General features: G+C 63.7%; 19 protein-coding genes (1 of these 19 only partly in view). 15 read left to right on the top strand and 4 right to left on the bottom strand.

Features of this window, described 5'->3' with window-relative positions; genetic code table 11:
• Nucleotides 1–11: 11 nt before the first annotated feature.
• The 4 genes from NXT3_RS15845 to NXT3_RS15830 all read left to right on the top strand — a co-directional run bounded on the left by NXT3_RS15845 (nucleotide 12) and on the right by NXT3_RS15830 (nucleotide 2,103).
• Nucleotides 12–821 carry a GNAT family N-acetyltransferase gene (locus NXT3_RS15845; protein ID WP_199773301.1) on the top strand — a complete coding sequence of 270 codons (810 nt, stop codon included), beginning with the start codon at nucleotides 12–14 and terminating at the stop codon, nucleotides 819–821.
• A gap of 3 nt (nucleotides 822–824) precedes the next feature.
• Nucleotides 825–1,238 carry an 8-oxo-dGTP diphosphatase MutT gene (mutT, locus tag NXT3_RS15840; protein ID WP_104839673.1) on the top strand — a complete coding sequence of 138 codons (414 nt, stop codon included), beginning with the start codon at nucleotides 825–827 and terminating at the stop codon, nucleotides 1,236–1,238.
• Nucleotides 1,239–1,505: 267 nt separating this feature from the next.
• Nucleotides 1,506–1,826: a hypothetical protein gene (locus NXT3_RS15835; RefSeq protein ID WP_037388500.1), complete on the top strand. Its 321-nt coding sequence runs from the start codon at nucleotides 1,506–1,508 to the stop codon at nucleotides 1,824–1,826.
• 103 nt (nucleotides 1,827–1,929) lie between these two features.
• Entirely contained in the window at nucleotides 1,930–2,103 is a 174-nt protein-coding gene (locus NXT3_RS15830; RefSeq protein ID WP_037426562.1) for a Flp family type IVb pilin, read from the top strand.
• Between the two features lie 44 nt (nucleotides 2,104–2,147).
• Here NXT3_RS15830 and NXT3_RS15825 read toward each other — a convergent pair whose 3' ends face one another.
• Entirely contained in the window at nucleotides 2,148–3,047 is a 900-nt protein-coding gene (locus tag NXT3_RS15825) for a methyltransferase domain-containing protein (protein WP_104839672.1), read from the bottom strand.
• Between the two features lie 58 nt (nucleotides 3,048–3,105).
• Here NXT3_RS15825 and NXT3_RS15820 point away from each other — a divergent pair, with 58 nt between their 5' ends.
• From NXT3_RS15820 to NXT3_RS15805, 4 genes are all read left to right on the top strand, one after another.
• Nucleotides 3,106–3,882 (top strand): ComF family protein, encoded by a 777-nt coding sequence (locus NXT3_RS15820; protein ID WP_234828055.1) that lies wholly within the window; start codon nucleotides 3,106–3,108, stop codon nucleotides 3,880–3,882.
• Between the two features lie 47 nt (nucleotides 3,883–3,929).
• Entirely contained in the window at nucleotides 3,930–4,187 is a 258-nt protein-coding gene (grxC, locus tag NXT3_RS15815) for a glutaredoxin 3 (protein WP_037426574.1), read from the top strand.
• A gap of 90 nt (nucleotides 4,188–4,277) precedes the next feature.
• Nucleotides 4,278–5,135 (top strand): carbon-nitrogen hydrolase family protein, encoded by an 858-nt coding sequence (locus NXT3_RS15810; RefSeq protein ID WP_097527915.1) that lies wholly within the window; start codon nucleotides 4,278–4,280, stop codon nucleotides 5,133–5,135.
• Complete coding sequence (locus tag NXT3_RS15805) at nucleotides 5,132–5,560, top strand: DUF1178 family protein (RefSeq protein WP_104839670.1); 429 nt, start codon at nucleotides 5,132–5,134, stop codon at nucleotides 5,558–5,560. Before NXT3_RS15810 ends, NXT3_RS15805 begins: the two co-directional genes overlap by 4 nt.
• An 18-nt stretch (nucleotides 5,561–5,578) precedes the next feature.
• Here NXT3_RS15805 and ubiG read toward each other — a convergent pair whose 3' ends face one another.
• Both ubiG and NXT3_RS15795 read right to left on the bottom strand, forming a co-directional pair.
• Nucleotides 5,579–6,325, bottom strand: a complete 747-nt coding sequence (gene ubiG, locus NXT3_RS15800; protein WP_097527917.1) for a bifunctional 2-polyprenyl-6-hydroxyphenol methylase/3-demethylubiquinol 3-O-methyltransferase UbiG — start codon at nucleotides 6,323–6,325, stop codon at nucleotides 5,579–5,581.
• Between the two features lie 116 nt (nucleotides 6,326–6,441).
• A complete protein-coding gene (locus NXT3_RS15795; RefSeq protein WP_037426586.1) occupies nucleotides 6,442–6,987 on the bottom strand; it encodes a dihydrofolate reductase family protein in 546 nt (181 codons plus the stop codon).
• A 163-nt stretch (nucleotides 6,988–7,150) separates the two neighbouring features.
• Here NXT3_RS15795 and NXT3_RS15790 point away from each other — a divergent pair, with 163 nt between their 5' ends.
• The 7 genes from NXT3_RS15790 to clpB all read left to right on the top strand — a co-directional run bounded on the left by NXT3_RS15790 (nucleotide 7,151) and on the right by clpB (nucleotide 17,532).
• The gene (locus NXT3_RS15790) at nucleotides 7,151–7,672 is read left to right on the top strand and encodes a methyltransferase domain-containing protein (RefSeq protein ID WP_104839669.1); all 522 of its coding nucleotides are present in this window, start codon (nucleotides 7,151–7,153) and stop codon (nucleotides 7,670–7,672) included.
• Between the two features lie 218 nt (nucleotides 7,673–7,890).
• Complete coding sequence (locus NXT3_RS15785) at nucleotides 7,891–9,165, top strand: aspartate kinase (protein WP_037426588.1); 1,275 nt, start codon at nucleotides 7,891–7,893, stop codon at nucleotides 9,163–9,165.
• Between the two features lie 92 nt (nucleotides 9,166–9,257).
• Nucleotides 9,258–11,525 (top strand): phosphoenolpyruvate--protein phosphotransferase, encoded by a 2,268-nt coding sequence (ptsP, locus tag NXT3_RS15780; RefSeq protein ID WP_104839668.1) that lies wholly within the window; start codon nucleotides 9,258–9,260, stop codon nucleotides 11,523–11,525.
• A 69-nt stretch (nucleotides 11,526–11,594) separates the two neighbouring features.
• On the top strand, nucleotides 11,595–12,677 hold the full coding sequence (gene prfA / locus NXT3_RS15775; protein ID WP_037426594.1) for a peptide chain release factor 1: 1,083 nt from the start codon (nucleotides 11,595–11,597) through the stop codon (nucleotides 12,675–12,677).
• Nucleotides 12,678–12,684: 7 nt separating this feature from the next.
• The gene (gene prmC / locus NXT3_RS15770) at nucleotides 12,685–13,581 is read left to right on the top strand and encodes a peptide chain release factor N(5)-glutamine methyltransferase (protein WP_104839667.1); all 897 of its coding nucleotides are present in this window, start codon (nucleotides 12,685–12,687) and stop codon (nucleotides 13,579–13,581) included.
• Between the two features lie 315 nt (nucleotides 13,582–13,896).
• The gene (locus NXT3_RS15765; protein WP_104839666.1) at nucleotides 13,897–14,538 is read left to right on the top strand and encodes a DUF4167 domain-containing protein; all 642 of its coding nucleotides are present in this window, start codon (nucleotides 13,897–13,899) and stop codon (nucleotides 14,536–14,538) included.
• 387 nt (nucleotides 14,539–14,925) lie between these two features.
• Nucleotides 14,926–17,532, top strand: a complete 2,607-nt coding sequence (gene clpB / locus NXT3_RS15760; RefSeq protein ID WP_104839665.1) for an ATP-dependent chaperone ClpB — start codon at nucleotides 14,926–14,928, stop codon at nucleotides 17,530–17,532.
• Between the two features lie 78 nt (nucleotides 17,533–17,610).
• On the opposite strand, the gene NXT3_RS15755 is transcribed toward clpB, so the two are convergent.
• Nucleotides 17,611–18,130 carry the final stretch of a M23 family metallopeptidase gene (locus NXT3_RS15755; RefSeq protein ID WP_097527923.1) on the bottom strand. 1,436 nt of this gene lie beyond the right edge of the window, so the window shows 520 of its 1,956 coding nt (coding positions 1,437–1,956); its start codon lies off the right edge, out of view; the stop codon is at nucleotides 17,611–17,613.

Genomic DNA, 18,130 nt, shown 5'->3' with positions numbered 1-18,130 from the left:
CGGGACGGGATATGACATCGAACGACAGACGGCCGCCGGTCGAGAGCGGGGTGGTTGGAGCAAGCATGGTTGATCTTCCCAGTGTGCGGCGCCTCGAAGCGGTGGGCTTTCGCGCCTGGCCCGCCGCGACGGTCGTTTATGACGGCAGCTGGCTTATACGACTGACCGCCGGGCATCCCTCCAAGCGCCTGAATTCGATCAATCCGCTCGATCCGTCCGATTATCGCGACATTGCCATCCGGCTCGAGAAGGCGGCGCGGCGCTTTGCCGAACATGGCCGGCCGCTTACGGTCCGGCAGACCCCGCTCACACCGCCGCAACTCATCGCCTACATGGACGGCGAAGCCTGGACATCCTTCAGCCGCAGCCTCGTCATGGAGCTCGATCTCGCGCAGGGTGAGCTCGGCGAGGGCATGGACCACCTGCCGATCAAGGATCTCGGCCGTTTTGTCGACGCGAGGCTCCAGATCGGCAAGGGCGATCCGGCGACCAAGCCGGTGCTGGCCGAGATCATCAACGCCATCAAACCCGAATGCGGCCTTTTTCTCTTCGAGGATCGCGACTTCGGCCCGACGGCCGTGTCGCTCGTCGTTCACGACAACGACCTGGCCGGCATCATGCAGTTCTCGGTGGCGGAGTCCGTCAGGCGCCGGGGCGTCGGCAGGGCGCTTCTCGACGCGTCACTGCGCTGGGCACGCCTGCGCGGCGCCAGAAAGGCCTGGCTGCAGGTGGAAGCCGCCAACACGGCAGCAATCGCGCTCTACCGGAAAGCCGGTTTCTCCGAGGTTTATGATTATCTTTATCGCGCGCCGAGGATCTGACGCATGGAAGTAGCGGCAAAGAAGATCGTGCTCGTTGCAGCCTGTGCGCTAGTCGACTCGGACGGGCGCATTCTCCTGGGGCAACGGCCCGAAGGAAAGCCGCTTGCCGGCCTCTGGGAGTTCCCCGGCGGCAAGGTCGAGGCCGGCGAAACGCCGGAGGAGACGCTGATCCGCGAACTCGAAGAGGAACTCGGAATTCGCACCAAGGTCGCCTGCCTTGCACCTCTCACCTTCGCGAGCCACAGCTACGACGACTTTCACCTGCTGATGCCGCTCTACATCTGCCGGCGCTACGAGGGTTTTGCCGAGGGGCGGGAGGGCCAGCTGATCAAATGGGTGCGCCCGAAGGCCTTGCGTGATTACCCGATGCCGCCGGCGGACGAGCCGCTGATCCCGTTCCTGATGGATCTCCTTTAGGCGCAGGGCGGAAGGCGGCATTCCGGGTGCTGCCGCGTCTCATTAATAAATTTGTCTGTGATCGGAGGAAAACCGAGCGTCAACGCCGGTCAACTCCCCTAAATTCCAAGATTTATTAATCAAAAGTTTATCACCCTCCTTCACAATCGAGCCTATCAGTTTCGGCGCGCCCCGATCATTGGCCGCGCCGGTTTCGGGCAGCTGTGGTGAGGTCGAAGCTTGGGAAGGGTGCTTCGCCCCGCTCTCTGAGGTGTTTGTGAGGCTGGAATGGTGGACGAGGATTTCTGGAGGACAGTTCAGGACAAGGATCTGGTGGCGAGCCAGTCCCGCCGGACGGGCGTGCTCAATCTGTCGCTGCTGTTCGGCACGGCAGTGATCGCGCTGACGCTGATCCTGACGCCAATGCTTTCATCGAAGGGCGACAAGCGGATGCTCGCAAACACGCCGATCGACTACGACAATATCTCCACCGGCTCGATTCCCTCCGGCGGCACGGCGAAGCGCTACACCGTGCGCCGCAGCGTGCTTCAGGAAATGCCGGGCGCCGTCTGCATCATCGATGCAAACGGCAGCAGGAGCGGGTGCTGATTCGAGCGAATACGCGCAAGCCCCGCGTCTTTCGCTGCCATTGACCATAGGACGGTTGGGAGCTCCTCGAGGACCTCGCCGCCCTCATGGGGCCGGAGGACGCATGGACAAGCTGAGATCTCTCCTTCGCAGCCGAGACGGTGCTACCGTCGTGGAGTATGGTCTCATCGCGGCCCTGATTTCCGTCGCCCTTCTCCTCGGCTTTCAGAACTTTTCCAACGAATTGCTGAATGTGCTGAACTTGATCGCCGATGCGATGGAAGACTCCTGGACATAGTCCCAGTCCGGGCGATACCGGCACGAGTTGGGCAAAATGCCCTGTCAGGACTGCTTCCCCGAACCCTTCAGTGCGTGTTCGCTCACCCCGAGCGCATCCGACAGCCTCTGCTTGGCCGAGCCGGGCTTCAGCGGTTTCTGCTGGCTCTCATGCGGCGCCCAGCCCGAGACATAGATGATCGAGAAGGTCGCGCGAACCCGGCCGTCCGGATCGGAGAAGTGTTCCGCATAGATCTCGGCCGCTCTCAGGAAGAAGCGGCGCGGCACCGGCCGGCGGCTTCTGGCCTTAAGCGGGTTGGTCATGCCCATTGCCCGCAAATCCTTGAGAAGCCCGAAGAGCGAATCGTAGCGAACCGTGTAGGTTTCCGCGTCGGCGACCGGCAGGGCAAAACCCGCGCGCTGCAGAAGCCCGCCCATGTCGCGCACGTCGGCGAAGGGCACGACCCTTGGGCTCGCTCCGCCGGTCAGTTCCGCTTCCGCCGAAAGCAGGCATTCGCGAAGCTCCTGCAACGTGCCGCTGCCGGGAATCGCGGCAAGGAAGAGCCCGTCCGGCTTGAGGGCGCGGCGAGCCTGGATGAAGACGCCGGGCGTATCGTTGGTCAGATGCAGCGACAGCGGCGACACCAGCAGATTGACAGTTTGCGTTTCCGCCGGGATGCGCTCGAGGGGGGCAATGGTAACCGGAGCATGGGGCGAGCCGAAGCCTTCGTCGGTTTCCACTCGCTCGATAGTGCCGACCTTTCCCGTTTCGGCGAGGCGGGCGGCGGCGGCGCCGGTGTAGCCGTGCAATTCCATGGCTCTGTCGAAATACCGGTCGACGACACTGACGCGATCTGCCAGTTCCTGCGCCACGATATCAAGAAGGAAGGTCGCTTTCGGGTCCGCCCGGCGCAGCGCTTTGCGGCGGTGCGCCTCGACGAGGCTCTGGTCAAAGACGATTTCCACGATACTCTCTCCGAAATCACGGATGCAAAGAAACCCTGAAGGGGACAAAGTCAACCTTATGGAACGGGACGGTTGGAGAAATCGGGCGAAGCGCTGGAGAGCGCTGTTTCAAACGTTCGGCGGGGCGGCGGTCAATCTGGTCTTCCCGCCCGTCTGCTGCGGTTGCGGTCGGCTGACCGGCGATGCGCATGCCATCTGCCCCTCCTGCTGGGCGGAGCTGCGCCTGATCGAGCGACCCTATTGCGAAATCATCGGCTCGCCCTTCGCCTTCGATCCCGGCCCGGGGGCCGTTTCGCCGCAGGCGATTGCCAATCCGCCGCCCTTCCACCGGTTGCGTTCCGTGTCTCTCCTCGAGGGAATTGCCCGCGATCTGGTGCATGGGCTGAAGTATCGCGACCGCACCGATCTCGCGCGGATGATGGCCGAATGGATGGTCCGGGCCAGCGACGGCGCCGTCGCGGCGGCCGATATGATCGTGCCGGTGCCGCTCCACGCATTTCGGCTCTGGCGGCGAAAGTTCAACCAGTCGGCGGAACTGGCGCGCTGTGTCTCCGAACGGGCCGGTAAGCCCTATCGTCCCGATGTGCTTCGCCGTATCAGGCGCACGCGCCGGCAGGTCGGGCTCGGGGCGCGGGCACGCGAGGAGAATGTCCGCGGCGCCTTTGCCGTACCCGAGAGCGCCAAATCCTCGCTCGTGGGGAAACGCATCGTCCTCGTTGACGACGTCTACACGACCGGCGCAACGGTTTCCGCCGCGACCGGCGCGCTGAGACGCGCCGGAGCCGCGGAGGTCACGGTTTTGACCTTTGCAATGGCGTTGCCCGAGCCTATATGACGAAAAAACGGCCGGCGCTGGTGCCGGCGAAGGAGCAGTTCGAAACCATGGCTTCGGTCGTCATTTATACGCGTCAGTTCTGTGGCTATTGCACAAGAGCGAAGAAACTTCTGGAGAGCAAGGGCGTCGATTTCGTCGAGCACGACGCGACCTATGACCCGGCGCTTCGCCAGACGATGATCGAAAAGTCCAATGGCGGGAGGACCTTTCCGCAGATCTTCATCAACGACGTCCCGGTCGGCGGCTGCGATGATCTGCATGCACTCGATCGGGCCGGCAAGCTCGACGAGATGCTCGCCGCTTGAGTTAAGGCGAAGCGCACAGTATCGCACGAAAGCTCAAAGGAATGGTCCGGGTCGGGTAGACCCCACGCTCTGGCTTGGGAGAAAAGGGCAATGAGTTTCAAGGCTGCAGCCGTCCAGATGTGCTCCGGCGTCGATCCGGCGAGGAACGTCGAAACGATGGTCAGGCTGGTGCGACAAGCCGCAACGCAGGGCGCCAGCTATATTCAGACGCCTGAAATGACCGGGGCCATCCAGCGCGACCGGGCGGGGCTGCGTTCGGTAATTAAAGACGAAGCCGACGATCTCGTCTTTGAGGAGGCGGCGCGTCTTGCCGGCGAACTCGGAGTCTATCTCCATGTCGGCTCCACGCCGATCGCGCTTCCGGACGGCAAGGTCGCCAATCGCGGCTTCCTGTTCGGGCCGGATGGCAAGAAGATCTGCGACTACGACAAGATCCACATGTTCGATGTCGACCTCGACAATGGCGAAAGCTGGCGCGAGAGCGCCGTCTATCGGCCGGGCGCCACGGCGCGCATGGTCGATCTACCCTTCGGCAAGCTGGGTTTTGCGATCTGCTACGACGTCCGCTTTCCGGAGCTCTTCCGCCAGCAGGCGGTGGCCGGCGCGGAGATCATGTCGGTGCCGGCGGCGTTCACCCGTCAGACCGGCGAGGCGCATTGGGAAATTCTGCTGAGGGCTCGCGCCATCGAGAACGGGCTTTTCGTCATTGCCGCTGCCCAGGCCGGGCAGCATGAGGACGGACGGGAGACCTTCGGACATTCGATGATCGTCGATCCCTGGGGCAGGGTGCTTGCCCAGGCCGGCCCGGCCGGTGAGGCGGTCCTTATCGCGGAAATCGACGTGGCGGCGGTCAGCGGCGCGCGAGGGCGCATACCCAATCTCAGGAACGCCCGCGATTTCGTGCTCGATCAAGTGGTCCCGGCTGGAAAAGGAGGCGTTGCAGCTTGATCCGCTACAATTTGTCCTGCGACCATGGCCATGGATTCGAAGGCTGGTTCTCGTCGAGCGGCGACTTCGACCGGCAGGCCAAAGCTCATCTCGTCACCTGCCCCACCTGTGGTTCCGGCTCGGTCAGCAAGCAGTTGATGGCGCCAACCGTCTCCACCGCCCGCAAGAAGGAAGCCCGGCAGGCCCTCGTCATGGACCAGGCGCAGAAGGAGACGATCGCCAAGCTTCGTGAAATGGTCAAGACGATCCGCGCCAACGCCGAAGATGTCGGCGAGCGCTTTCCCGAGGAGGCCCGCAAGATCCACTATGGCGAGGCCGACCAGCGCGGCTTGATCGGCAAGGCGACCGCGGAAGAGGCGACCGCGCTGCTCGAGGAAGGCATTGAGATCGCGCCGCTGCCAGTGCTTCCGGACGACACGAACTGAGCGGCCCGGCCGGCGTCCTCAAATCGGCCGTTTGGCGACGATCATGTAGTTGACGTCCATGTCCTTCGACAGGTTCCATTGATTGGCAAGCGGGTTGAAGAACACGCCGGTGCGGTCGGCGACCTCCATGCCGCTCGCTTCGAGCGGCTTTTCGAGTTCTTCCGGGCGGACCAGCTTGTCGTATTGATGGGTGCCGCGCGGCAGCCAGCGCAGCACGTTCTCGGCGGCGAAGATTGCGAGGGCAGCGGCCTTCAGGGTGCGGTTGATGGTGGCGACGAACATCAGGCCGCCGGGCCGCACCATATGGGCGCAGGTGGTCATGAAGAAGTCGACATCGGCGACATGCTCGACGACTTCCATGTTGAGGACGATATCGAAGCTCTCGCCAGCCTCGGCCAAAGCCTCGGCGGTCACGGCGCGGTAGTCGACGTTGACGCCGCTGCCCGCCGCATGCGCCTTGGCGATGCCGATATTCTTTTCAGAAGCGTCCGCACCGAGAACATCCGCGCCCATGCGCGCCATCGGCTCGGACAACAGCCCGCCGCCGCAGCCGATATCGAGAAGGCGCAGGCCTTTCAGCGGCTGCGGGCTCTTCGGATCCCGGTCGAACTGTTCGCACACTTTGTCGCGGATATAGGCGAGGCGCACGGGGTTGAACTTGTGCAGCGGCCGGAACTTGCCGGTCGGATCCCACCATTCGGCCGCCATTGCCGAGAAACGGTCCACCTCGCTCTGGTCGATCGTCGTGCGTGCCGTCTCGCTCATCGGAGCCTCCTCGCGTATCGGGTCCGGGCAGAAACGTCGCGCCTGAAATCCGCCCTGTCGAAAGGTGAAGTCGGACGATCGACGGGCGATGTCAAGGGGCGGCTTTGCAAACCGCCTCAAGCCTTGGCGGGCTGATAGTGCAGGATGACGACGCCGGATTTTAGCGGGCGGACATGGGTGAGGTCCAGCTTGGTGCGCTCAGGGATGTTCTGGAAGAGCGGAGTGCCTTTGCCGAGGAGCACCGGATTGATGCCGAGACGGTATTCGTCGACCAGTCCACGGGCGGTCAGGGTGGCGGCAAAGTCGGCGCTGCCGAAGATGAAGATCGTGCCGCCGTCGCGCTGCTTCAGGCGCTCGACCTCGGCGACGGCGTCGCCGGAGACGAGTGTCGTGTTGTTCCACTCGGCGCTCGTCAGCGTCTTCGAGAAAACGTACTTTTCCGCCCCGTTCATGAAAGTGGCGATGTTGCCCTCGGCCGAGGGCCAATAGGCGGCCATCATCTCGTAGGTGACGCGTCCGAAGAGCAGCGTACCGGCTTCCAACTGCGTCTCGCCGATATAGGCGGCAAGCTCGTCCTCGAAGACGAACCAGTCGATATCATGCCCCGGCGCCTCGAAGAAGCCGTCGACACTGACCATGTCCCACATGATGACCTTGCGCATTGCCCTTCCTCCCGTTGAACGTCGCCGCCTGACTTTCGCTCAGGTCGGAGAATGACAAAACTGCAGCAAGTTTGCAAGTGGTGCTAATATTGAAGCATTGCGATCGCAGATGATTGCTGCCAACTTAGAGAGCAGGAATCCGGCGTGAGACGGTGGTGAGGCGATGAGAGATCGGATCGGCTGGGCGGTAGAGATGCTTGCGCCCGAGGCATCCGAGTGCATTCTCGAGATCGGCTGCGGTCACGGCTTGGCGGCGACGATGGTGTGCGACCGGCTCGTCGACGGTCGGTTGCTTGCGATCGACCGTTCGGCGGCAATGATCGAGGCCGCGCGGCGGCGAAATGCCGCCTTCGTCGCCGACGGGCGAGCCGAGTTCGTGGTCGCGGAACTCGCACGGGCCGAGTTTGGCAGCGCCGTATTCGACAAGGCTTTTGCTCTGCGCGTCGGCATTTTCGCGCGCGGCAATCCGGAGCGCGAGCTTGCCGTCCTAGCCAGGCACTTGTCGCCGTTCGGACGGCTCTTTCTCTTTCACGACGAACCCTCGCGCACTGCCAACGATCTCGTGCCGCGTCTCGAAGCGGGTGTGTGCCGCAGCGGCTGGACGGTGGAGGCGCGGGCGACGCATCGGGTTCGCGGTTGCGACGTCGCCTGCGTCGTGGCGAGACACCCGGATTTCGCCGCCTGACGTCCGGCCAGATCCTGGAAACCTGCCCCCGACGCTCAAGTCTTCCTCCACCCTCCCATTGCACGCCGCCCGCTGATCCGCTAAGAGACGCCGCGACTTTCCGCTCCCCGCAGCGGTGGCTGGCCGATGTCCGAGAAGTCTCTGCTTTTTGATCGTCAGGCGCCGGCGGGAGTGCTGTCGGGCGCAGGCGCGAAACATGTTGGTACGGTAGAGGCGAAATGGCACGCATCGTGATGAAATTCGGCGGGACTTCCGTCGCAGATTTGAACCGCATCCACAATGTCGCCCGCCATGTAAAACGCGAAGTCGATGCCGGCCACGAGGTCGCCGTCGTCGTTTCCGCGATGTCCGGCAAGACCAACGAGCTGGTCGGCTGGGTCGAGAACATGCCGAAGGTGGCGGGCTCGAATGCGCCGTTCTACGATGCGCGCGAATATGACGCGGTGGTCGCCTCCGGCGAGCAGGTGACCTCCGGACTGCTGGCGATCGCCCTGCAGTCGATGGGCATCAACGCCCGCTCCTGGCAGGGCTGGCAGCTGCCGGTCAAGACCGACAACGCCCATGGTGCGGCCCGCATCCTCGACATCGACGGCGCCGATATCATCCGCCGCATGGGCGAGGGTCAGGTGGCGGTCGTTGCCGGCTTCCAGGGGCTCGGCCCCGACAATCGCGTCGCGACCCTCGGCCGCGGCGGCTCCGACACCTCCGCCGTCGCCATCGCCGCTGCCGTCAAGGCCGACCGCTGCGACATCTACACCGACGTTGATGGCGTCTACACGACCGATCCGCGCATCGAGCCGAAGGCGCGGCGATTGAAGAAGATCGCCTTCGAGGAAATGCTGGAAATGGCTTCCCTCGGCGCCAAGGTCCTGCAGGTGCGCTCGGTCGAGCTCGCCATGGTGCACAAGGTGCGTACCTTCGTACGCTCGTCTTTCGAGGATCCCGATGCGCCGGGCATGGGTGACCTTCTGAACCCGCCCGGAACGCTGATTTGTGATGAGGATGAGATCGTGGAACAGGAAGTCGTAACCGGCATCGCCTATGCCAAGGATGAAGCCCAGATCTCGCTGCGGCGCTTGGCCGACCGGCCGGGCGTTTCCGCGGCGATCTTCGGCCCACTCGCCGAAGCCCATATCAACGTCGATATGATCGTCCAGAACATTTCCGAAGACGGCTCCAAGACGGACATGACCTTCACGGTCCCGTCCGGCGACGTCAACAAGGCGCTGAAGGTGCTCTCCGACAACAAGGAGAAGATCGGCTACGACGTCGCGCAATCGGAATCCGGCCTCGTCAAGGTTTCGGTCATCGGCATCGGCATGCGCAGCCATGCGGGTGTCGCCGCCTCTGCCTTCCGAGCGCTCGCCGAGAAGGGCATCAACATCAAGGCGATCACCACCTCCGAGATCAAGATTTCCATCCTGATCGACGGTCCATACGCGGAATTGGCGGTTCGCACTTTGCATTCCGCCTACGGTCTCGATAAGAGTTAGACAGCAGGCATTCGATTGGGGATTCGCGGCCGCCAGGGCCCGCGCCTCCCGTCACGTGCCGTCGTATATTCTTATTCGGGAGACCCTACGCGATGAGAGACCTTTCCGCGGGTCCGCGCGTTCTCCTCAAGCGGTTGCGCGAGCTCATGGCGGAACCGCTCGAGCCGCAGGAGCGCCTTGACCGTATCGTGCGCCAGATCGCGCAGAACATGGTCGCGGAAGTGTGCTCCGTCTATGTGCTGCGCTCCGACGGCATTCTCGAGCTTTACGCGACCGAAGGTCTGAACAAGACCGCGGTGCACTTGGCACAACTGAAGATGGGCCAGGGTCTCGTCGGCACGATCGCCGCCTCGGCGCGCCCGCTCAATCTCTCCGACGCGCAGGCGCATCCGGCCTTCACCTATCTCCCCGAGACCGGCGAAGAGATCTACCACTCCTTCCTTGGCGTGCCGATCCTGCGCACCGGGCGCGCGCTCGGCGTTCTGGTCGTGCAGAACAAGGCGATGCGCAACTATCGCGAGGACGAGGTCGAGGCGCTCGAGACGACCGCCATGGTGCTCGCCGAGATGGTCGCGACCGGCGAGCTCAAGAAGATCACCAAACCCGGACTTGAGCTGGACCTTTCGCGCCCCGTTGCGATCGAGGGCAACAGCTATGGCGAAGGCATCGGCCTTGGCTATGTGGTGCTGCACGAGCCGAGGATCGTCGTCACCAACCTGCTCAACGAGGATACGGAGCACGAACTGCAGCGCCTCGCCGAGGCGCTGGGGTCGCTGCGCATCTCGATCGACGACATGCTGTCGCGGCGCGACGTGTCGATGGAAGGCGAGCACCGGGCGGTGCTCGAGACCTACCGCATGTTCGCGCACGATCGTGGTTGGGTGAGAAAGCTCGAGGAAGCGATCCGCAACGGCCTGACGGCCGAGGCGGCGGTCGAGAGAGTGCAAAGCGAGACGAAGGCAAGGATGATCCGGCTGACGGATCCCTATCTGCGCGAGCGGATGCATGACTTCGACGATCTCGCCAACCGCCTGCTGCGCCAGCTCTCCGGCTACGGCGCCAAGCTTTCCGCCGCCGATTTCCCGAGCGACGCGATCATCGTCGCGCGCGCCATGGGCGCGGCGGAACTGCTCGATTATCCGCGCGAGAACGTCCGCGGCCTCGTCCTGGAAGAGGGTGCGGTCACCAGCCATGTGGTGATCGTCGCGCGCGCCATGGGCATTCCGGTCGTGGGGCAGGCAGCAGGAGCGGTGGCGCTTGCCGAAAACCGCGACGCGATTATCGTCGATGGCGATGACGCTAAAGTGCACCTGCGCCCGGTCGCCGACCTGCAGCGCTCCTACGAGGAAAAGGTGCGCTTCCGCGCCCGCCGCCAGGCGCAGTTCAGGGCGCTGAAAGACGTCGAGCCGCTGACGAAGGACGGCAAGCGCATTACGCTGCAGATGAATGCCGGGCTCCTGGTCGATCTACCGCATTTGAACGAAGCGGGCGCCGAAGGCATCGGCCTCTTCCGCACCGAACTGCAGTTCATGATCGCCTCCACCATGCCGAAGGCGGAGGAACAGGAAGCGTTCTACCGCAACGTCTTGAAGCAGACGGGCGGCAAACCGGTAACCTTCCGCACGCTGGACATTGGCGGTGACAAGGTCGTGCCCTATTTCCGCGCGGCGGAAGAGGAAAATCCGGCGCTCGGCTGGCGCGCCATCCGGCTGTCGCTCGACCGGCCGGGCCTGCTGCGGACCCAGTTCCGAGCGATGCTGCGCGCGGCTGCCGGCGCCGAGTTCAAGCTGATGCTGCCGATGGTGACCGAGGTGTCGGAACTCAAGGTGGCGCGCGAGCTCCTGCAGAAGGAGATCGAGCGGCAGTCGAAACTCGGAGAGCAATTGCCGCGCAAGCTGCAGTTCGGGGCGATGCTCGAGGTGCCGGCTCTGCTCTGGCAGCTTGACGAACTCATGGCCGAGGTGGATTTCGTCTCGGTCGGCTCGAACGATCTCTTCCAGTTCGCCATGGCGGTCGATCGCGGCAATGCCCGCGTTTCCGACCGTTTCGACATTCTCGGTCGGCCGTTCCTGAGAATGTTGCGCGACATCGTGCGCGCCGGCGAACGCAACGACACGCCGGTGACGCTCTGCGGCGAGATGGCGAGCAAGCCGCTTTCGGCCATGGCACTGCTCGGTATCGGCTTCCGCTCGGTATCCATGGCCTCGACTGCCGTCGGGCCTGTCAAGGCCATGCTGCTGGCACTCGACGCCGACAAGCTGGCCGAAGTCCTCAATGCCGCCCTGGACGATACAAAATCCGAAACGCCGATCCGCCAGCTTCTGGTGGATTTCGCGGAGGCGAACGGCATACCGGTATAGATTGATCGAAAGCGTCTTCATCCTCGTCCGAACCGGGTTCGGGCGAGGCGGACGTGTTTGGAGTGAAACTTGGCAAAGCTTCCTGTTGAAAAGATGCGCGAGCTCGAACGGCGTTTCGCGGAGATCGAGGCGCGCATGTCCGCAGGCCCCGCGGCCGACGTCTATGTGAAGCTCGCATCGGAATATTCCGAGCTCCAGCCGGTCGTGACGAAAATCCGCGTCTACGAGAAGGCGGTCGCCGAGCTTGCCGATATCGAGGCCATGCTCGCCGACCGGGCGACGGACAAGGAGATGCGCGACCTCGCGGAAATGGAAAAGCCCGAGGTGGAGGAGCGGATCGAAGCGCTCGAAGAGGAGATCCAGATCCTGCTCCTGCCGAAGGATGCGGCCGACGAAAAAAGCGCCATCCTCGAAATCCGCGCCGGCACGGGCGGGTCGGAAGCGGCGCTCTTTGCCGGCGATCTGTTCCGCATGTACGAGCGCTACGCTGCGGCCAAGGGCTGGCGGGTCGAGGTGCTCTCGGCGAGCGAGGGCGAGGCCGGCGGCTACAAGGAAATCATCGCGACGGTTTCCGGGCGCGGCGTGTTCTCGCGGCTGAAATTCGAGTCCGGCGTCCACCGGGTGCAGCGCGTACCCGAAACGGAAGCGAGCGGCCGCATCCACACCTCTGCTGCGACCGTCGCTGTTCTGCCGGAGGCAGAGGAGATCGATATCGAAATCCGCCCCGAGGATATCCGTATCGACACGATGCGCTCTTCGGGAGCGGGCGGCCAGCACGTCAACACCACGGATTCGGCAGTCCGCATCACCCACCTGCCCACCGGCCTCGTCGTCACCAGCTCGGAAAAGTCGCAGCACCAGAACCGCGCCAAGGCGATGCAGGTGCTGCGTTCCCGGCTCTTCGACATGGAGCGCCAGCGCGCCGACAGCGAAAGGTCGGCCGACCGCAAGAGCCAAGTGGGGTCCGGCGACCGTTCGGAGCGTATCCGCACCTACAACTTCCCGCAGGGCCGCCTGACCGACCACCGTATCAATCTGACGCTCTACAAGCTCGACCGGATGATGGAGGGTGAGATCGACGAGGTCGTCGACGCCTTGCTTGCGGACCACCAGGCAAGCCAGCTCGCCCTGCTCGGCGAACGGCAGAATTGAGCCGGGGATGCGCGAGACATTGGACAGGCTGCTTTCCGAGAGCCGCGATCGGTTGAGGGCCGCCGGCATCGAACATGCGGCGGTCGATGCCAGGCACCTGATTTCCGGTCTACTCGGCCTGTCGCTCGCCGGCTTTATTGCAAGGGGAGGCGAGCCGGTCAGCCCAGAAGATGCAGCGCGTATCCGCGCGGCGATCGACCGCCGGATGGCACGCGAGCCGGTCTACCGCATTCTTGGCGAGCGCGAGTTTCATGGATTGGCCCTGTCGCTTTCGAGGGAAACGCTGGAGCCGCGGCCGGACACCGAAACGCTTGTCGACTGCCTGATCCCCCATGTGCGCCGCATAGCCGCGGGCAAGGGACACTGCCGGCTCATAGACCTTGGAACCGGCACCGGTGCCATTTGCCTCGCGCTTCTCGCCGGGGTACTTGAAGCGCGCGGCACCGGTACCGATATATCGGAAGACGCCTTGGCGACGGCACGCGAAAACGCGAAGAGGAACGGGCTCGCCGAACGCTTCCTGACGCTTAGGAGCGATTGGTTCGAGGCAGTGGAAGGGCGGTTCGACGTCATTGTCTCAAATCCGCCGTATATCCGGTCCACTGTCATAGATGAGCTTGAGCCGGAGGTCAGAAACCATGATCCGGCTGCCGCCCTGGATGGCGGAATTGACGGGCTTGACGCTTACCGTGCCATCGCTCAACACGCCGGCCGCCATCTCGAAGCGGACGGAGTTGTAGGCTTGGAAATCGGTTTCGATCAGAAGCAGGCAGTTACGGCGCTGTTCCAAGCGCAGAGCTTCCGCCTGCTTGAGAGCCGCAAGGATCTCGGCGGCAACGACCGGGTCCTGATATTCGGGCAGGACGTCAAAGGCAGCATCACCGTTGAAAAAATGCTGCACTAGCGCCCTCTTTTCTGGATGAGCAAAGAAAGGGCTTGGAATCGCCAAGGAAGCGGGCTAGTTTCTGGCCGCGCACTGGGCAGAGGTCATGGACCAGAGATTCGTTCCAGTATGACCTGGCCACGGGGATTGCTCTCAAGAAAGAGTTGCTAGGGTTCAACAGTGCCTTGTGCGGGTACCTGTTAATTTGACGTCAGCCGGCGCCGGGACCGCGAACAGGCGGTCTGCCGTGGCGCGTGTTTTCTCGGGCGCGGACAATCCGGCCGGGATACGGAACCATATGATTATCATCAGCAAGAAAATTCAGGTGAATGGACGATGAGGCCAGGACAGCAGAACAAGCGCGGCCGTGGGCGGAATAACAACAACGGAAGCAATAACAACAATAACAACCGCAAGGGATCCAATCCCTTGACGCGGACGTACGACAGCTCCGGCCCGGATGTGAAAATTCGCGGTACCGCCCAGCATATTGCGGAAAAATACGCCGCGCTTGCCCGCGACGCCCAGAGCGCCGGCGACCGTGTCATGGCAGAAAACTACCTGCAGCATGCCGAGCACTACAACCGCATCATTGCGGCGGCACAGGCGCAGATGCAGGATCGCTTCCAGCGCGAAGAGCGCCAGGACTATCAGGACCGCGACCTCGACCGCGATCAGGACGATCTGGATCAGGTCTATGCCGAGCCGGCACCGGCCGCCGCAGCACCCGCCCAGGCGCCTGCTCCCAGCGAGCCGCAGCCGGTTATCGACGGTTCCGGCCCGCAGCCGGTGATCGAAGGCATGCCTGCCGAAGTGGCGATGGAGGAGGAGACGTCGGTGGCGTCTTCCGGCCGCACCGGCTCGCGGCGCCGCAGTGCCTCCCGCCCGCGTCGCCAGCCGCGCCGCAATGCAGCAGACGAGCCCGCGGCTGAAGGACAGCCTGGCGGCGACGCCCCGGTCCTGGCGGCATCGGAATAGCGCCAGAAATACGAGATTTCCCTATCTGAAAGCCCGGCCGGACGGCCGGGCTTTTTGCATCGGTTAAATGCCAGCTCGCGAGCCCGGCGGCTCCGCAGGCCTTCGCCATGCACCGGAAAGATTCGCGGAACGCCGCTTTCCGATGCCCTTTAATTTCCGAAAATATCGCCCCATATTCGCTTCGAAGACTTGGACCCCCGCAACGCGGGGACGAGCCGTCACTACAGCGCCGCACGTCGTATTGGACGCGCAAAGATCGCTGTAGCACCTTAAATCGAAAGCGATTTAAGGAGACATGTAGTAGCGGGCTTGCCGAATGCGGGAGCCTGATCCTGAAACGCCGGCCAGTGCCACAACGATGGGCTCGCCGGATCATGGAGGTAAGACATGAATATCGAGAAGTATTCCGAGCGGGTACGCGGCTTCCTGCAATCGGCGCAGACCCATGCGTTGGCCGAAGGGCACCAGCAATTCACGCCGGAGCATGTCCTCAAGGTATTGCTCGACGACGATCAGGGCATGGCCGCATCGCTCGTCGAACGCGCCGGAGGCGATGTGCGCGAGGCAAGGGCGGGCACGGCCGCGGCGCTGGCGAAGCTTCCGAAAGTCACAGGCGGCAGCGGTTCCGTCTACCTGTCGCAGCCGCTCGCCAAGGTTTTCACCGCCGCGGAAGAGGCGGCGAAGAAGGTCGGCGACAGTTTTGTAACCGTCGAGCGCCTGCTGCTGGCGCTGGCGATGGAAAGCTCGGCCGCGACCGCCGCCATCCTTACGAAAGCCGGCGTAACGCCGACGAAACTCAACCAGGTCATCAATGAAATCCGCAAGGGCCGGACGGCCGACACCGCCAATGCCGAGCAGGGCTTCGATTCCCTGAAGAAATACGCGCGCGACCTCACCGAGGAGGCACGCGACGGCAAGCTCGATCCGGTGATCGGCCGCGACGACGAAATCCGTCGCACGATCCAGGTGCTGTCGCGCCGCACCAAGAACAATCCGGTGCTGATCGGCGAGCCGGGAGTCGGCAAGACCGCGATCGCCGAGGGCCTGGCGCTTCGTATCGTCAATGGCGACGTACCGGAAAGCCTCAAGGACAAGCGGCTGATGGCCCTCGACATGGGCGCGCTGATTGCCGGTGCGAAGTACCGCGGCGAGTTCGAGGAGCGGCTGAAGGCCGTGCTCAACGAGGTGCGCTCGGAAGAGGGCGAGATCATCCTCTTCATCGACGAGATGCATACGCTGGTCGGCGCCGGCAAGGCGGACGGGGCGATGGACGCTTCGAACCTCCTGAAGCCTGCGCTGGCACGTGGCGAGCTGCACTGCGTCGGCGCGACCACGCTTGACGAGTACCGCAAGCATGTCGAAAAGGATGCGGCGCTTGCCCGCCGGTTCCAGCCGGTGTTCGTCGAGGAGCCGACGGTCGAGGACACGATCTCGATCCTGCGCGGCCTCAAGGAAAAATACGAGCAGCACCACAAGGTGCGGATATCCGACTCCGCGCTGGTGGCCGCGGCGACGCTTTCCAACCGCTACATCACCGACCGTTTCCTGCCCGACAAGGCGATCGACCTCATGGACGAGGCGGCCTCGCGGCTCAGGATGCAGGTCGACTCCAAGCCGGAGGAGCTCGACGAACTCGACCGGCGTGTCATCCAGCTGAAGATCGAACGCGAAGCCCTGAAGAAGGAGACCGATGCTTCCTCGAAGGACCGCCTCGAGAAGCTTGAGCTCGACCTTGCGGCGCTTGAGGAACAGGCCGCGACCCTGACCGCCCGTTGGCAGGCGGAAAAGCAGAAGCTTGGCCGGGCGGCGGACCTCAAGAAGCAGCTTGACGAGGCGCGCAACGAACTCCAGATCGTCCAGCGGAAGGGTGAATTCCAGCGGGCAGGCGAGCTTGCCTATGGCGTCATCCCGAATCTCGAGAAGGAGCTTGCCGAGGCCGAGAGCCAGGACGGCTCGAGCGCCAAGGCCATGGTGCAGGAGGTGGTCACCCCCGACAACATCGCCCATGTCGTCTCGCGCTGGACCGGCATTCCGGTCGATAAGATGCTCGAGGGCGAGCGCGAAAAGCTGCTGCGGATGGAAGACGAGCTGGCCAAATGGGTCGTAGGCCAAGGTGATGCCGTCCAGGCCGTGTCCCGCGCCGTCCGACGCGCCCGCGCGGGGCTCCAGGATCCGAACCGGCCGATCGGCTCGTTCATCTTCCTGGGGCCCACCGGCGTCGGCAAGACGGAGCTTACCAAGGCACTTGCCCGCTTCCTCTTCGACGACGAGACGGCGCTGATGCGGATCGACATGTCGGAATACATGGAGAAGCATTCGGTCGCCCGGTTGATCGGCGCACCCCCCGGCTATGTCGGCTATGAGGAGGGCGGTGCGCTCACCGAATCCGTTCGCCGCCGGCCCTATCAGGTCGTGCTGTTCGACGAGATCGAGAAGGCGCATCCGGATGTCTTCAACGTGCTCCTGCAGGTGCTCGACGACGGCCGCCTGACGGACGGTCAGGGCCGCACGGTCGACTTCAAGAACACGATGATCATCATGACCTCGAATCTCGGTGCCGAATACCTGACCGGCCTCGGTGAGAACGAGGACAGCGACGCCGTCCGCGACCAAGTCATGGAAGTGGTCAGAGCGGCCTTTAGGCCCGAATTCCTGAACCGGGTGGACGAGATCATCCTGTTCCACCGGCTGCGCCGCTCGGAGATGGGGGCGATCGTCGACATACAGCTCGAAAGGCTGCGCAAGCTGCTCGGCGAGCGGAAGATCACGCTGGAGCTCGAGGAGGAGGCGCGGGCCTTCCTTGCCGACAAGGGCTACGACCCGGCCTATGGTGCGCGGCCGCTGAAGCGGGCGATTCAGAAATATGTCCAGGACCCGCTGGCGGAAAAGATGCTGCAGGGCGAGTTCCCGGACGGATCGGCGATCAAGATCGTTGCGGGTTCCGACCGGCTGAACTTCAAGCGCGGCACGCCCGCGGCAAAGGAAGCCGCCTAAGCATCTCTCAAAATGCGAAAAGGCCGCCCGCAATAGGGCGGCCCCATTCGTGTCTCGTCTCCGTTCCTCGTGGAGACGCTACTGGCTTGCGACCTGGCTCGGATCGTCCTTGCCGAGAAGTTCGTCGATGCGCTCCCGCTCCTTCTCGAATTTTGCCAGCACCTCGCCGGAGAGCGACTTGCCGCCCGGCAGGCGGATGCGCAAGGGGTCCACCTTGTTGCCGTTGACGATCAGTTCGTAGTGGAGATGCGGGCCGGTCGACAGGCCGGTGGTGCCGACCCAGCCGATCACCTGGCCCTGCACGACCTTTGCGCCCGCCTTGACGTTCTTGGCGATGGCGCTCTGGTGATTATAGGATGAGACATAGCCATTGGCGTGGCGGATCAGCGTCTGGTTGCCATAGCCGCCCGAATCCCACCCGGCTTTTTCGACAACGCCGTTGCCGGCTGCGATGATCGGCGTGCCGCGCGGCGCCGACCAGTCGACGCCCGTGTGCATTCGCGAGAAACCGAGGATCGGGTGGCGGCGCATGCCGAAGCCGGACCGGAAGTGGCCGTTCGGAACCGGATTGCGCAACAGGAACTGGCGGATGCTCTTG

This window comes from Sinorhizobium fredii (assembly GCF_002944405.1).
Taxonomy (GTDB): Bacteria; Pseudomonadota; Alphaproteobacteria; order Rhizobiales; family Rhizobiaceae; genus Sinorhizobium; species Sinorhizobium fredii_C.
The sequence above is the reverse complement of the archived record's forward strand: the minus strand, read 5'-3'. Positions and strand labels throughout refer to the sequence as shown.